At 52.4% G+C, this 13,606-nt stretch carries 13 protein-coding genes; 10 read left to right on the top strand and 3 right to left on the bottom strand.

Going from position 1 to position 13,606, the window contains the following annotated elements:
* Positions 1-125 precede the first annotated feature (125 nt).
* Positions 126-1,838 carry a 30S ribosomal protein S1 gene (gene rpsA / locus HK11_RS01290; RefSeq protein WP_086553538.1) on the top strand — a complete coding sequence of 571 codons (1,713 nt, stop codon included), beginning with the start codon at positions 126-128 and terminating at the stop codon, positions 1,836-1,838.
* A gap of 95 nt (positions 1,839-1,933) precedes the next feature.
* Here the strand turns inward: rpsA and HK11_RS01285 are convergent, their stop codons facing one another.
* On the bottom strand, positions 1,934-2,326 hold the full coding sequence (locus HK11_RS01285) for a helix-turn-helix domain-containing protein (RefSeq protein WP_086553537.1): 393 nt from the start codon (positions 2,324-2,326) through the stop codon (positions 1,934-1,936).
* A gap of 116 nt (positions 2,327-2,442) precedes the next feature.
* Between HK11_RS01285 and HK11_RS01280 the strand changes: the two genes are divergently transcribed.
* Both HK11_RS01280 and HK11_RS01275 read left to right on the top strand, forming a co-directional pair.
* Complete coding sequence (locus HK11_RS01280; protein WP_086553536.1) at positions 2,443-2,994, top strand: flavodoxin family protein; 552 nt, start codon at positions 2,443-2,445, stop codon at positions 2,992-2,994.
* 32 nt (positions 2,995-3,026) lie between these two features.
* Entirely contained in the window at positions 3,027-3,776 is a 750-nt protein-coding gene (locus tag HK11_RS01275) for a class I SAM-dependent methyltransferase (protein WP_086553535.1), read from the top strand.
* A 56-nt stretch (positions 3,777-3,832) separates the two neighbouring features.
* Here the strand turns inward: HK11_RS01275 and rdgB are convergent, their stop codons facing one another.
* Positions 3,833-4,432, bottom strand: a complete 600-nt coding sequence (rdgB, locus tag HK11_RS01270) for an RdgB/HAM1 family non-canonical purine NTP pyrophosphatase (protein ID WP_086553534.1) — start codon at positions 4,430-4,432, stop codon at positions 3,833-3,835.
* A gap of 3 nt (positions 4,433-4,435) precedes the next feature.
* Positions 4,436-5,164 carry a ribonuclease PH gene (gene rph / locus HK11_RS01265; RefSeq protein WP_086553533.1) on the bottom strand — a complete coding sequence of 243 codons (729 nt, stop codon included), beginning with the start codon at positions 5,162-5,164 and terminating at the stop codon, positions 4,436-4,438.
* A 166-nt stretch (positions 5,165-5,330) separates the two neighbouring features.
* Between rph and hrcA the strand changes: the two genes are divergently transcribed.
* The 7 genes from hrcA (at position 5,331) to HK11_RS01230 (ending at position 13,604) form a co-directional block, all read left to right on the top strand.
* Positions 5,331-6,404 carry a heat-inducible transcriptional repressor HrcA gene (gene hrcA / locus HK11_RS01260; RefSeq protein WP_086553577.1) on the top strand — a complete coding sequence of 358 codons (1,074 nt, stop codon included), beginning with the start codon at positions 5,331-5,333 and terminating at the stop codon, positions 6,402-6,404.
* A 67-nt stretch (positions 6,405-6,471) separates the two neighbouring features.
* Positions 6,472-9,168: a penicillin-binding protein 1A gene (locus HK11_RS01255; protein WP_086553532.1), complete on the top strand. Its 2,697-nt coding sequence runs from the start codon at positions 6,472-6,474 to the stop codon at positions 9,166-9,168.
* 49 nt (positions 9,169-9,217) lie between these two features.
* A protein-coding gene (gene prfB, locus HK11_RS01250) for a peptide chain release factor 2 (RefSeq protein WP_143216338.1) occupies positions 9,218-10,349 on the top strand; the annotation gives its coding sequence in 2 pieces (ribosomal slippage) (positions 9,218-9,286 and positions 9,288-10,349; 1,131 coding nt in all).
* Positions 10,350-10,775: 426 nt separating this feature from the next.
* Positions 10,776-11,483, top strand: coding sequence for an energy transducer TonB (locus HK11_RS01245; protein ID WP_233133242.1), 708 nt, complete (start codon positions 10,776-10,778; stop codon positions 11,481-11,483).
* A gap of 101 nt (positions 11,484-11,584) precedes the next feature.
* A complete protein-coding gene (locus tag HK11_RS01240) occupies positions 11,585-12,610 on the top strand; it encodes a MotA/TolQ/ExbB proton channel family protein (protein WP_086553529.1) in 1,026 nt (341 codons plus the stop codon).
* Position 12,611: 1 nt separating this feature from the next.
* The gene (locus HK11_RS01235; protein WP_086553528.1) at positions 12,612-13,037 is read left to right on the top strand and encodes a biopolymer transporter ExbD; all 426 of its coding nucleotides are present in this window, start codon (positions 12,612-12,614) and stop codon (positions 13,035-13,037) included.
* A gap of 126 nt (positions 13,038-13,163) precedes the next feature.
* Complete coding sequence (locus tag HK11_RS01230) at positions 13,164-13,604, top strand: biopolymer transporter ExbD (protein WP_086553527.1); 441 nt, start codon at positions 13,164-13,166, stop codon at positions 13,602-13,604.
* Positions 13,605-13,606 lie beyond the last annotated feature (2 nt).

Genomic DNA, 13,606 nt, shown 5'->3' with positions numbered 1-13,606 from the left:
CGGTAAAACCCCTGAAGAATGGTCTTCTGTGCGTGTTTTCGGGCAAGTCGTGTTGCTTTGTGCAATGCGCAGGAATGACCAGTCTCATGCCATTATGCTGACTGGTGCAGGATTTACAGTAACACATGGCTTCAGCCGTAACCCCGACCACGGATCACTTCCGTGGCGAAGACTTTGCTACCCTTCTTGATGAAACTCTTGGCCGCGACGCCGGCTTTGACGGATCAGTTGTCCGTGGCCGTATTGTTCGCCTCACCGACGAATTCGCTATCGTTGACGTTGGCCTGAAAAGCGAAGGTCGCGTTTCTCTGCGTGAGTTCGCTCCTCCTGGCGTTTCTCCTGACGTAAAACCAGGTGATGTCGTTGAGCTCTATGTTGAGCGCTACGAAGATCGCGACGGCAGCATCGTTCTGTCACGCGAAAAAGCACGCCGTGAAGAAGCATGGACCAGCCTTGAGAAAGCTTTCGAAGCTAATCAGCGCGTTAATGGTACCATCTACGGTCGCGTTAAGGGTGGTTTCACTGTTGATCTGGGTGGCGCTATGGCGTTCCTGCCCGGCAGCCAGGTTGACATTCGCCCTGTGCGTGATGTCGGCCCTTTGATGGGTGTTCCTCAGCCTTTCCAGATCCTGAAAATGGATCGCGCCCGTGGCAACATCGTTGTGTCACGTCGTGCCGTTCTGGAAGAAACACGCGCTGAACAGCGTAGTGAGCTGATCCAGGGCCTGACAGAAGGTATGATCCTTGACGGTGTTGTTAAAAACATCACTGACTACGGTGCCTTCGTTGACCTGGGTGGCGTTGATGGTCTGCTGCATGTCACCGACATTGCATGGAAACGCATCAACCATCCTTCAGAAGCACTGCAGATTGGCCAGCCTGTTCGCGTTCAGGTTATCCGCTTCAACTCTGACACGCAGCGCATCTCTCTGGGTATGAAACAGCTCGAAGCTGATCCATGGGAAAATGTTGCTCTGAAATATCCGCCAGGTGCGCGTTATTCAGGTCGCGTTACAAACATCACTGATTACGGTGCGTTTGTTGAGCTGGAGCCAGGTGTTGAAGGTCTGGTTCACGTTTCTGAAATGTCATGGACGAAGAAAAACGTTCATCCTGGAAAAATTGTCGCTACTTCTCAGGAAGTTGACGTCATGGTTCTGGATGTTGACAGCACGAAACGCCGTATTTCTCTGGGCCTGAAACAGGTTCAGCGTAATCCGTGGGAACAGTTTGCTGAAGAAAACAAAGTCGGTGCTGTTGTAGAAGGCGAAATCCGCAACATTACTGAGTTTGGTCTGTTCGTTGGTCTCTCAGCTGACATTGATGGCATGGTTCACATGTCTGACCTGTCATGGGAAGAAACCGGCGAAGAAGCTATGAAAAACTACGAAAAAGGCCAGGTTGTTAAAGCCAAGGTTCTTGACGTAGACGTAGAGAAAGAACGTATTTCTCTGGGTATCAAACAGCTTCAGGAAGATCCGGCAGCTGACGTTCTGATCAGTGTTCAGAAAGGTGCGATCGTTACCTGCACTGTCACAGCGATCCAGTCTAACGGCATCGAAGTGAAAGTTGACGACGTTCTGACCGGCTTCATCCGTCGTGCAGAGCTGGCTCGCGATAAAGCAGAGCAGCGCCCAGAGCGCTTCGCTGTTGGTGAGCGCGTTGATGCGAAGGTTGTTTCTGTTGACCGCGCAGCCCGTAAACTGGCACTGACCATTAAAGGTCGTGAAGTTGAAGAAGATAAGCAGGCTATCAGTGACTACGGTTCATCTGACAGCGGTGCTTCTCTGGGTGATATTCTGGGTGCGGCTATTCGTCGTCGTAACACAGACGCTTAAGAGATCTCGTGCAATCCCGGTGTGGCGATGTCACACCGGGGCTGAGAGCTCAGAAAGGGTGGTGCTGGTAACAGCCCCACCTTTTTTTGTGGCCATCAGACTTTCAGGTCATAGGCCTCACGGGCTGAAAGAATTTCTTTCATATGCAGTTCGGCCCAGTGCGTTACGGCACTTATGGCTTCAGTGAGTGTTTCCCCCAGGGGGGTGAGAGAGTATTCAACTGTGACCGGCACAGTGGGATACACCTCACGATAAATCAGTCCGTCACGTTCAAGTGTTTTTAGTACGCCTGAGAGTACTTTTTGCGAAATGCCGCCAACGCTTCGCTTCAGCTCGTTAAAGCGTGTTTTGCCTGATTTTAAATGATCAAGAATCAGCAGGGCCCATTTATCGCCTATGCGGTCGAGCACCATGCGGGCAGGACATTCTTTGGCAAAAACATTATAATGGTCTGAGGGGACCTCCCGTAGTTTCCTGGTGGTAACCATGTGTCTTCAAAGTGCCTTCTTGTTGAGAGCAGAAAGGTCTCTTATCGTTTCTTTTGGAAAGATAGTTTCAAAAAGAAACTAATCTCTTATGAGATATTTTTTGAAAGAAGTCGACGATGAGCAAAATTTTTGTCGTTTATCACTCTGGTTACGGTCACACGCGCGTTGTTGCTGAGCAGGTTGCTAAGGGTGCTGGTGCGGCTCTCATCGCTATTGATGAGAATGGCGATATCACTGAGGCAGAATGGGCGAGCCTGAACGAAGCTTCAGCTCTTATTTTTGGTGCCCCGACATATATGGGTAATGTAAGCTGGCAGTTTAAGAAATTCGCCGACGCGACTTCTAAAATCTGGTTTACCCGTGGCTGGCAGGACAAAGTGTTTGGTGGCTTTACAAACTCAGCCAGCCCGAATGGTGATAAACAGGTTGCTCTGATCACGCTGCAGACACTGGCTTCGCAGCATGGTGGTATATGGGTGAGCCTGGGCCAGGCGCCTTCTAACACCAAAGCGGCTACGGCTGATGATGTGAATAACCTTGGTGGTTCAGTCGGTCTTCTGACACGTGCTCCGGCTGATGCATCTGTCGATGAAGTACATAAAGGTGATTTAAAAAGTGCAGAGCTCTACGGTAAACGTATAGCAGATGTAACACAGCGCCTGAGCTAACAGCTCAGGAAAGCGGGACAGGAGTCACTGATATGCGACATAATCTGAAATTTTTTGCACTGGGGCTGACCGGTTTACTCCTGGCCGGGGCTGCCCCTTTGCCTGACTATGTCGCATCGGCAGTTAATGCGCCGGTGCGTCATGCAGATAAAATCAAGGATGCCTCTCGTCACGGGGCGGAGATTGTCGCATTTATGGGGCTGAAACCAGGGCAGAAAGTTGCTGACTTTTTGCCTGGCCGTGGATACTGGACCCGCATTTTCTCGGGTGTGGTGGGGCAGCAGGGTCATGTTTTTGATATCTGGCCGTCACTTATGGTGACGCCCGGGTCAAAGTTTGAAAAAACCATGACGGCTCTGTCTCATCAGTCCGGCATAACGAATGTCACGGCGCTTCAGGTGCATTTGCCATCACTGAATTTGCCTGAGCCGGTTGATGTTTTTTTTACTTCTCAGAACCTGCATGACCTGCCAACACCTTTTCTGGGTAACACCGATATTACAGCCTTTAGCAAACAGGTGTTTGCGGCCCTGAAGCCGGGCGGAAAATTTGTGGTTATCGATCATGTTGCGGTGGCGGGTGCTGGTCTGACGCAAACTGATACGCTGCATCGTATTGAGCCTGACACAGCCAGAAAGGCTATTCTCGCCGCAGGATTTACGTTTGCTGGTGAAAGCAGCCTGCTGGCAAACCCGCAGGATAACCATCACCTGAAGGTATTTGATTCAAAAATACGGGGTAAAACAGATCAGTTTATTTATGTATTTGTAAAACCTGAATAAAATATACCAGCATGTAGTCTGAACCGGGATATTCATAACCCCGGTTCAGTGATTATTCAGCCCAGGCAGGCTTTACGAAAAAGATCAAAGGCCCGTGCACGGTGGCTCAGAGCATTTTTCTCGTCGTCAGTCATTTCGGCAAAGCTAAGGGTCTTACCTTCAGGGGCAAAAATGGGGTCGTAGCCATGCCCGTTTGTGCCGCGGGGTGGCCAGACAATCTGCCCGTCAGTCCGTCCTTCAAAGAAATGAAGCCTGCCGTCAGGAAAAGCCAGACATAACACACAGATAAACCATGCTGCCCGCTCGCCCGTACCAATGTCATTGTGAATGCGTGCCATAGCAGCAGGGAAGTTTTTGTCAGGGCCGGCCCACCGGGCAGAGTAAATGCCCGGGTCACCATTGAGTGCAGCCACACACAGGCCGGAATCATCTGACAATGCCGGCAGGCCTGAGGCCTTTGCCGCTGCCTGTGCCTTAAGAGCGGCATTACCGGTAAAGGTGGTTTCTGTTTCTTCCGGCTCGGGCAGTTTCAGTTCACCGGCTGAAATTACGGTAATACCGAAAGGTTTCAGCATAGCCGAAAACTCAGCGAGTTTTCCTGCATTGTGGCTGGCCAGCACCAGCTTATCGCCGGTGTGTAAAAGCGGTGTGCTCATGTATCAGCCATTTTCTGCGCGTGTTACAGCGGCTGTCTGCGCATCAAACAGCGTTGAAACGCCAATGCGTGCAAGAGCAAACAGTTCGTTAAAGGCATCTTCTGTAAAAGGTGTTTCTTCTGCTGTGCCCTGAATTTCAACAATGCGGCGGTCGGCTGTCAGCACAAAGTTTGTGTCAGCTGCTGCTGTGCTGTCTTCTGCGTAATCGAGGTCAAGTACGGCGCCGGTTTCAGTCAGTCCGCACGAGACCGCGGCAACCTGACCCAGCAGTGGCAGGTGAGGGAGAGCACCACTGGCAACCAGTTTACCCAGAGCCAGGCGCAGAGCTACCCATGCTCCGGTTATTGACGCGCAGCGTGTGCCTCCATCAGCATTAAGCACATCACAGTCGAGGGTGATGCTCATTTCACCAAGGGCTTTCAGATCTGTCACAGCACGAAGTGAACGCCCGATAAGGCGCTGAATTTCCTGTGTGCGACCTGACTGTTTACCCTTTGCGGCTTCGCGGCTGCCGCGTGAATGTGTGGCGCGGGGCAGCATACCATATTCTGCGGTGACCCAGCCGGTGCCCTGACCACGAAGAAACGGAGGTACACGGTTTTCAATACTGGCTGTGCACAGTACCTCTGTGCCACCCACGCGGATGAGAGCGCAGCCTTCGGCATGGTGGGAAAAGCTGGTGTCGATGGTAATAGTACGCATCTCGCTGGGCAGACGACCTGAAGGGCGCATGTCAAGAAACTCCTTAAATCATAGTTTGTTCACCAGGCAGGCGAACGACACAAAGGTGACACTATCGTCAGTTCAGTATGACGAGAATGGTGTGTGTGCTAAAAAATTGCTTTAAATGATTAAGAAACCCACAATGTAGCCCTGGTGAGGAGGAGCAGAGCAGATGATGAGACCTGGTGTGTTCCCTGTTGGCAGTGCTTTGCCACCTGATCTTGACCGGCGTTCTGCCACGATTTTGCGTGAAGTGGTGGAAGAATATATGGCCAATGGTGAGCCTGTCGGGTCGCGTACGCTCGCACGCAGGCTGAGCCAGCCGCTGTCTCCTGCAACGGTGCGTAATATCATGGCTTCTCTGACCGAAGCCGGTCTGCTGTTTTCGCCGCACACTTCAGCAGGGCGTTTGCCAACTGAGGCCGGGCTGCGTCTGTTTGTTGATGGTCTTTTGCAATTTGGAGCGCTCTCGGAAGAAGAGCAGACACGGATCAGCCACACGCTGGAGGCACGCGGGCGTTCATTGCAGGATACAATGACGGAGGCATCTTCATTACTTTCAGGTATGTCTGACGCAGCAGGTCTTGTCATAGCGCCTAAAAGTGAGGGAGCTGTTAAGCATATTGAGTTTGTTGCTCTGGGCGGTAATCGTGCCCTTGTTGTGCTGGTTGGTACAGATGGGCGGGTTGAAAACCGTGTGACAGAAATTCCGGCAGGGGTGCCTGCGTCGGCTCTGGTTGAAGCGGCTAATTACCTGAATGCCAGACTTAAGGGAGCAACATTGTCTGAGTTGTGTGAACGTGTGAGCACAGAAATTTCTGACAACAGGCATGTGCTTGATGAGCTGACTGCTGATGTGGTTGAGCGCGGGCTTGCCATATGGGGCGGAGATACCGGTGAACGGGGTGGCACATTAATTGTCAGAGGCCAGTCGCGCCTGCTGACTGATGTTGCCGGGCAGGAGCGCTTGCAGGCTATACAGACTTTATTTGACCGGCTTGAAGCACAGGAGACAATGCTGAGTTTGTTAGAACTGGCAGAAAGTTCAGAGGGTGTTCGCATCTTTATCGGGGCTGAAAGCGGTTTGTTCGGAGCTTCTGGCATGTCCATGGTGGTCGCCCCGGCCCGCAACGAGACTAATCGTATTGTTGGCGCTATTGGTGTAATAGGGCCAAAACGTATTAATTACGGGCGTATTATTCCGGTCGTTGATTATACTGCACGGTTTTTAGGTGAAATGCTTGGCTAAGTCGGTCAGTTTGCTACACGATAATATAAAGAACGCGCCAGAATATGATAATGGGTAAAAAGCCGGCATGACAAAAGATTCGTCTTCTGAAAAAAAGCTGACTGTGCGCAGTCCCCGTTTTCGTATCTGGCGCCGGGCCCTTGGCGCAGGCGCTGCAATTGTGCTTGTGGGCATGGCTGGCGGTGGCCTTGTCGTCTGGCATCAGTATGAGGAGCTGGTCTCCTCACTGCCAACAGTTGAAGGGCTGAAAAATTATCAGCCTGACGTGATGAGCCGCATCTATGCCTCAGATGATCGTATGATCGCTGAGCTGGCCAGTGAACGCCGTATTTTTGTGCCTTTCAGTGCTATTCCTGAGCGTGTCAGCAATGCGTTTCTGGCTGCTGAGGATCAGAAATTCTGGACCCATAAAGGCGTTGACCCCCTGGCGATTATCCGTGCTGGTCTGACCGATCTTACGCGCGATAAAGGGCGCAGACCGATCGGGGCTTCTACGATTACGCAGCAGGTGGCACGTATTATGCTGCTGGGTACACAGTCTCTTTCTATGAAGCGTAAGGCGAAAGAGGCATTTCTGGCCCTGCGTGTTGAAGGGGTGCTGTCGAAAGAGAAAATTCTCGAAATTTATCTTAATGAAATTTATCTGGGCAGCGGGGCTTACGGTATTGCTGCTGCGGCACAGACTTATTTTAATAAGCCGCTTGATCAGCTTGATGATGCTGAAGCCGCTTTTCTTGCAGCATTGCCAAAATCACCAACAAACTACAACCCGGTCCGCTACCCTGAGGCTGCTCTTGGACGGCGTAACTGGGTTTTGTCACGTATGGTTGAAACCGGAGCCATTACAGCTGAGGCTGCCAAAGCTGCTCAGGCTGAGCCTCTTATTCCTCATACGTTTGTGCGTCCTGGTCCGGCTCCGGGGTCTGAATGGTTTGCTGAAGAGGTCAGGCGCGAGCTGATCGGGCGCTATGGCCAGGAGACGACCATGCAGGGCGGGCTGGAAGTACATACCAGCCTTGATCCGGCCTTGCAGCTTTATGAGCAGAACGTGCTCAGGCAGGGGCTGATGGCTTATGACAGATCGCACGGCGGCTGGCGCGGTCCGGTTATGCATATTGCTGATATTGGTGCGGACACGCAGGAGGCAGAGTGGGTAAAAGCCCTTGGTAGCGTGGCTGCTCCTCCGGGGATGCTGGAGCAGTGGCGCTCTGGCATTGTGCTTGACCCGCTTAAAGGGCGTATTGGCTGGCTTGAGGGCTCAGTTGTGCGTCGTAATGCAGAAGAGGGCGTGCGTGTTTCTCAGACTGGTATCCTCCCGGCACGTGATCTGATCTGGGCCAGGCGCTCTCATCCTCTTCGGGTAGGCGATATCGTGATGGTTGAGCCTCAGGCCGGAGGGAAGAGCGTTGCTCTGATGCAGATTCCCCAGGTTGAGGGTGCGATTGTCACCATGAACTCACGCACCGGCCGCGTGATGTCACTGGTAGGGGGCTGGTCGTTTCGTATGTCGCAGTTTAACCGTGCCACACAGGCGCTGCGTCAGCCAGGCTCTTCCTTTAAGCCCTTTGTTTATCTTGTCGCAATGCAGCAGAATATCTCTCCTTCGCAGGTGTTTGATGATGCGCCTGTGACATATGGAGCCTGGCACCCAAGCAACTATGAGAAGGATTTCTGGGGGCCTACCTCGCTGCATGATGCGCTCAGAGAATCCCGTAATCTTGTGACTATCCGCCTGGCTGCGCATATCGGCATTAAAAACGTAGCTGCTATGGCTGAGGATATTGGCCTGGTACAGTCTATGCCTCATGTTTTGCCGGCGGCTCTGGGTGCGGTAGAAACAACCGTGCTGAGGGAGGCGGCTGCATACGCAACGCTTGCTGCCGGTGGCGCCAGGGTAACCCCGACATTAATAGATGACGTGCAGGACCGGGATGGAAAAGTGCTCTGGCACCCTGAGCAGCTGTCTCTTGTAACTGCCCCGGCCCGTGATGCGCACCTTGCTAAAGAGGGGGACGCCCCCGCCACACCGGCTGCATCTGCCGGTCAGCCTGATGCTATTTTCCCAACAGGTATGGGTCCGCAGGATGTTGTGACACCGCTTGCCGCAGCGGATGAAGCAAAGCCTGGTGTTGATGATATGCCTGTTTTGCAGGACAACCGCGTTCATGTCGCGACAGACCAGAGCGCGTTTCAGGTCACGGCTATGCTGGAGGACGTGATACGCCATGGTACCGGGTATTATGCAGGTAAGGGTATAGATTACCCCGTTGCAGGTAAGACGGGCACAAGTCAGGATTTTCATGATGCCTGGTTTGCTGGTTACTCCCCTGATATCGTTACGGTGGTATGGGTTGGCTTTGATACTCCGCGTTCTCTTGGGCGTAATGAGACCGGCGGTGTGCTTGCTGCGCCAATGTGGAACAAAATTATGACGAAAGTCTTTGAGGGATATCCCAAACTCGATTTTCGTGTGCCGGAGGGTATCACCCTTGTTCAGTACAATGCCGGGCGCAGCGTCGGGATAGACGGCTTTAAAGCCGGACAGATTCCAGGCGTCAGTGTCAGCCTTTCAGATAATGGTGCCTCTCAGGAGCTGACAGCCGCTGATACCGGTGCTGAGAACATGCCTGCATCTGAAAGTGACATGGGTGCCGGTCCCGGCACGGGCGATATTTCAGGCACCGGTGCTGCACCGGGTGGGCCAGCAAGAACTGAGCCGTCACAGCCTTCGGGGGGTGACATTGGTATGGGTGGCCTTTATTGAGGTCTGAACAAGATCTGATTTTTTTTGAGTAACCAGGAGAACAGGTTCGATGTCGAGCGAGACAGATGCCCTTAACGACCAGATAAAGCAGTCAGTGGCACTGCTGAGGAGGCATCTTTAACTGGGATGTCGCTGAAGCCAGACTGGCAGAACTGAACAACCAGGCAGAAGACCCTGAATTATGGAATAACCCTGAAAAAGCACAGGAGCTTATGCGTGAGCGTACGCTGCTGGCCGGACAGATTGAAGGGGTTCTGGCCCTTGAACAGGGTGTGCAGGATGTCTGTGAGCTTGTTGAGCTTGCTGAAGCGGAAGGCGATGCCGACGTGGTGCAGGAAGCTGTTGCAACGCTCAGGGAATATGCTGAAGAAGTCAGCCGGCGCGAGACTGAAAGTCTGCTCTCGGGTGAAGCTGACAGTAATGACTGCTATCTTGAGGTTAATGCCGGGGCAGGTGGCACAGAGGCGCAGGACTGGGCCGAAATGCTGCTGCGTATGTATACCCGCTGGGCTGAGGCTCACGGTTATAAAGTGACCATGATGGAAAGTTCGGAGGGCGAGCAGGCCGGGCTGAAGTCTGTTACTATTCTGGTATCTGGTCCTAATGCGTATGGATGGCTGAAAACCGAAGCCGGGGTACATCGTCTGGTGCGTATCTCGCCTTTCGATTCAGCTGCACGCAGGCAGACCTCGTTTGCTTCAGTATGGGTCTATCCCGTAATTGATGATTCGATTGAGATCGAAGTGAATGATTCGGAACTGAGAGTGGATACTTTCCGCGCATCAGGAGCTGGTGGGCAGCACGTTAACAAAACTGATTCTGCTATCCGAATCACGCATATTCCGACAGGCATTGTAGTTGCATGTCAGACTGACCGTTCTCAGCACCGCAACCGTGCAACCGCCATGCAGATGTTGCGTGCGCGTTTGTATGAGGCTGAACTGCAAAAGCGCGAGGCCGCCGCCGCCGCGACTGAGGCTGCCAAAACTGATATTGGCTGGGGGCACCAGATTCGTTCTTATGTTCTTGCACCATATCAGATGGTTAAAGATCTGCGAACGAACGTTGAAAGCAGCAATCCCGGAGCTGTCCTCGACGGGGATCTTGATAGTTTTATGGCGGCGGCTCTTGCTGCAAGAGTTGGCGCAACGCGTTCAGAGGCAAGCGCTGTCGCACGTTAATATCAGATAAGAAGTTTTTATGACAAAGCAGGCTGGCGTCGCACAGCCTGCTTTATTTTTACCTGAAAATGTGGTGTTTTGAGGACGAAAATACGATTTTGTTTCGTATCATTACGATAGTGAATAAAATTTATGAAGAATTGTTCTGAGGGTGAATTGAGAAAATTTATTATTTTTTCAGAAAAAAATTGATGATGTGTATTTTTTTTGCTTATGAGGGTTTTTTTTAGACAAGATCATTCTTGACATAATGCCCCGCAGATAGGCCAATTGGAGGCAGGGAGCGGGTAGCTCATAATGCTGTCTGATCGTCCTGGTGCTGATGTGCTGCGTAACGGGTTATGACCCGACGGAAGAGATTTCGTCAGAGAGTAAGGATGCGACCAGTATCTGATGGCTGGCGTGGAAGAAGGAGGATACAGAAACATGCAAGACCTCGCACAACAGCAACATAAACCGGTGTCGCGTGCCATCGGAGCAGGAGCTGTTGTCGGTGTTATAGCCCTGATTATTACCGTCTTACTGCATATTTTTGCAGTGACAGGGCTGATCTGGGGAATGGGGGCAACAACAAGTGTGCCTGTGCCAAAGCCTCCTGTGAAAATCAGGATTGTGGAACCACCGCCACCACCGCCACCACCGCCACCGCCACCGCCACCGCCGCCGGTTATGACTGTGCCGCCGCCGCCGTTCATACCGCCGCCGAAGATTGAGGTGCCACCGCCACCTAAGCCACCGATCCGGCATGTCTCGCGTACGCCGCCAAAGGAGCCGTCTCCGCCACAGACTGTTACGACACCTGTGCCACCGGTCACCGAGGCTGCATCGAATACACCACCTTCTGACTCTCCGGATACAACGGCAGGGACATCACCGCTCAATAATGCGCGGCCTGTTTACCCGCCTGAGATGGAAGAGGAAAACATTGAAGGGCGTGTGACTGTTGTCTGTGATGTGGAAACAACCGGCATGACCAGCAACTGTTCGGTTAAATCGGTCCAGGGAGGCGATGCTTTTTCTCAGGCTGCACTCGATTACGTTCATAAGGCGCGTTATCGCCCGGCAACGAAGAACGGTGTGCCTGTCAAAGAGCTCCGTAAGGTCTACGTTATCAAATTCAGACTGGACGATTAAAGTCCGGTCGCTGTCATTGCTTTCGGGAAAATAACTACCTGATACCCACGCATCAGAAGCCTGGGTATCAGTTTGTAACACGAAGAAGGATTTTAGTTTTCATGATCAGACTGTCTCGTTTTCCGGTGTCAGGTCTTGTGGTTCCGGCTCTGGCTGTCATGCTGGCAACGACTGCTCCGGTTCTGGCGCAGGATGCATCAGCACCTGCCCCTGCAGCCCCGGCTGTTTCTGATCCTGCATCAGCACCTGCTCCGGCACCTGCTGATGGTACGGCACCTGCTCCTGCCACTGCCCCTGATGCTTCTGCCGCTGCTCCGGCTGCAGGCGATGCACAGGTTTCTCCGAGTGTGGCTCCTGACGCCGCGGCCCCTGCACCTGCTCCTGAAACCAAAGAAGAAGCTAACCCCTATGGTCTGGGTGCTTTGTGGTCAAACGGTGACGTGATTGCACGTGGTGTGCTGCTGATCATGCTGGTGATGTCACTGGGTACATGGTACATCATGATCGTGAAGTTCATTGAGCAGGCACGTCTGTTCAGCGCTGCAAAACAGGCAACAGAGAACTTCTGGACCAAAACGTCTATCCAGGAAGGAGCCAGCGCGCTTCAGCCTAAGTCTCCGTTCCGCTATATTGCAGAAACCGGTATCTCAGCTGCTGAGCACCATGAAGGCACCATGCAGGAGACTATTGACCTGAATAGCTGGACTTCTGTTTCTCTTCAGCGCTCAGTCAACAACATTCAGAACAACCTGCAGAAAGGCCTCGCCTTCCTTGGTACAGTGGGTTCAACCTCACCGTTCATTGGTCTGTTTGGTACTGTTTGGGGTATTTACCATGCGCTGACAGCTATCGGTATTGCTGGTCAGGCTTCTATCGATAAAGTTGCCGGCCCTGTTGGTGAATCCCTTATTATGACGGCAATTGGTCTGGCTACAGCTGTTCCTGCTGTTCTGGGTTACAACCTGCTGGTACGTCGTAACAAAGGTGCAATGGATAAAGTTCGTGATTTTGCTGCTGATCTGCAGTCCATTCTGATTGGTGGTGTTCGTCATGGTAATGCACCTAAAATCGTAGTGCGCGCTGACGATTCACAGACCACAATTACGACTTCAGAACGGGTAGGCTGATATGGGTATGTCTGTCGGAGACGGCGGGGGAGAGGATGAGGTCGTTTCGGCCATCAACACCACTCCACTCGTTGACGTCATGCTGGTGTTGCTGATCATCTTTCTGATCACAATTCCGGTTGCAACACACACGGTGAAACTTAACCTGCCGAAGGATATGAACCAGCCGACGCAGACCAAAAATGGTAACGTTGTGCTTGCAGTGACTGAAAACGGACAGGCATACTGGGACCAGACGCTCCTCAAGGGGCGTGCTGACCTGATGGCTCATCTGGATAAAGTTGCCCGCATGCAGCCCCAGCCTCAGATACAGATCAGAGGTGATGTAAAGGCCCGTTATGAGGCCGTGGGCAAGCTGGTTGAATCCTGTCAGGAGGCCGGTATCTCGCATATCGACTTCATTACAGAAAAACCAAAAGACGGCTAAACTGAAGTCAGGTTTTGCTTTTGCCATTATGGCAGGAGCAAAACCGTCTTCTTTCTGCTTTTTCAGTCTGATTATGACGCGTTGTCAGACTGAAAAAACAGAGCATTGGTGAGAAAGTAACAGCTTATGGGCATGAATCTCGGATCAGACAGCACGACTGAAGACGAAGGCATTGTTGATATCAACACCACCCCGTTGATTGACGTGATGCTCGTTTTGCTGATTATGCTTATTATTACAATTCCGTTGCAGACACAGGCTGTGTCGATTGACCTGCCTCAGGGGAATCCGCCGCCTCCGACGCATGAGGTTCCTGTCGCGACAATTGCGGTTGATTTTGACAACAGCATCACATGGAATGGTGCGCCCATTACCAGTGAAGATGACCTGCAGGCGCATCTGCGTGAGGTCGCGGCTGTGCCGGAGGATGACCAGGCCGAAACACATCTGCAGGCTAACCGTCTCGCAGACTACAAAACGGTCATCCATATCATGGCTGATGCTCAGCGCCTCGGGGTCAGGAAAATTGGTATCGTAGGCCTCGAGCAATTCACAGAAGGACAGTAATC

The sequence above is a fragment of the Acetobacter sp. DmW_043 genome (assembly GCF_002153485.1).
GTDB lineage: Bacteria > Pseudomonadota > Alphaproteobacteria > Acetobacterales > Acetobacteraceae > Acetobacter > Acetobacter thailandicus.
Note: the sequence above shows the minus strand (reverse complement) of the source record. Positions and strands in the feature narration are given on the sequence as shown.

Coding starts and splice junctions, on each gene's coding strand:
- HK11_RS01245 (WP_233133242.1), top strand. CDS start 10,776: ATGCAAGACCTCGCACAACAGCAACATAAACCGGTGTCGCGTGCCATC.
- HK11_RS01285 (WP_086553537.1), bottom strand. CDS start 2,326: ATGGTTACCACCAGGAAACTACGGGAGGTCCCCTCAGACCATTATAAT.
- HK11_RS01235 (WP_086553528.1), top strand. CDS start 12,612: ATGGGTATGTCTGTCGGAGACGGCGGGGGAGAGGATGAGGTCGTTTCG.
- rpsA (WP_086553538.1), top strand. CDS start 126: ATGGCTTCAGCCGTAACCCCGACCACGGATCACTTCCGTGGCGAAGAC.
- HK11_RS01230 (WP_086553527.1), top strand. CDS start 13,164: ATGGGCATGAATCTCGGATCAGACAGCACGACTGAAGACGAAGGCATT.
- rph (WP_086553533.1), bottom strand. CDS start 5,164: ATGCGCCCTTCAGGTCGTCTGCCCAGCGAGATGCGTACTATTACCATC.
- hrcA (WP_086553577.1), top strand. CDS start 5,331: ATGAGACCTGGTGTGTTCCCTGTTGGCAGTGCTTTGCCACCTGATCTT.
- HK11_RS01255 (WP_086553532.1), top strand. CDS start 6,472: ATGACAAAAGATTCGTCTTCTGAAAAAAAGCTGACTGTGCGCAGTCCC.
- HK11_RS01280 (WP_086553536.1), top strand. CDS start 2,443: ATGAGCAAAATTTTTGTCGTTTATCACTCTGGTTACGGTCACACGCGC.
- HK11_RS01275 (WP_086553535.1), top strand. CDS start 3,027: ATGCGACATAATCTGAAATTTTTTGCACTGGGGCTGACCGGTTTACTC.
- HK11_RS01240 (WP_086553529.1), top strand. CDS start 11,585: ATGATCAGACTGTCTCGTTTTCCGGTGTCAGGTCTTGTGGTTCCGGCT.
- rdgB (WP_086553534.1), bottom strand. CDS start 4,432: ATGAGCACACCGCTTTTACACACCGGCGATAAGCTGGTGCTGGCCAGC.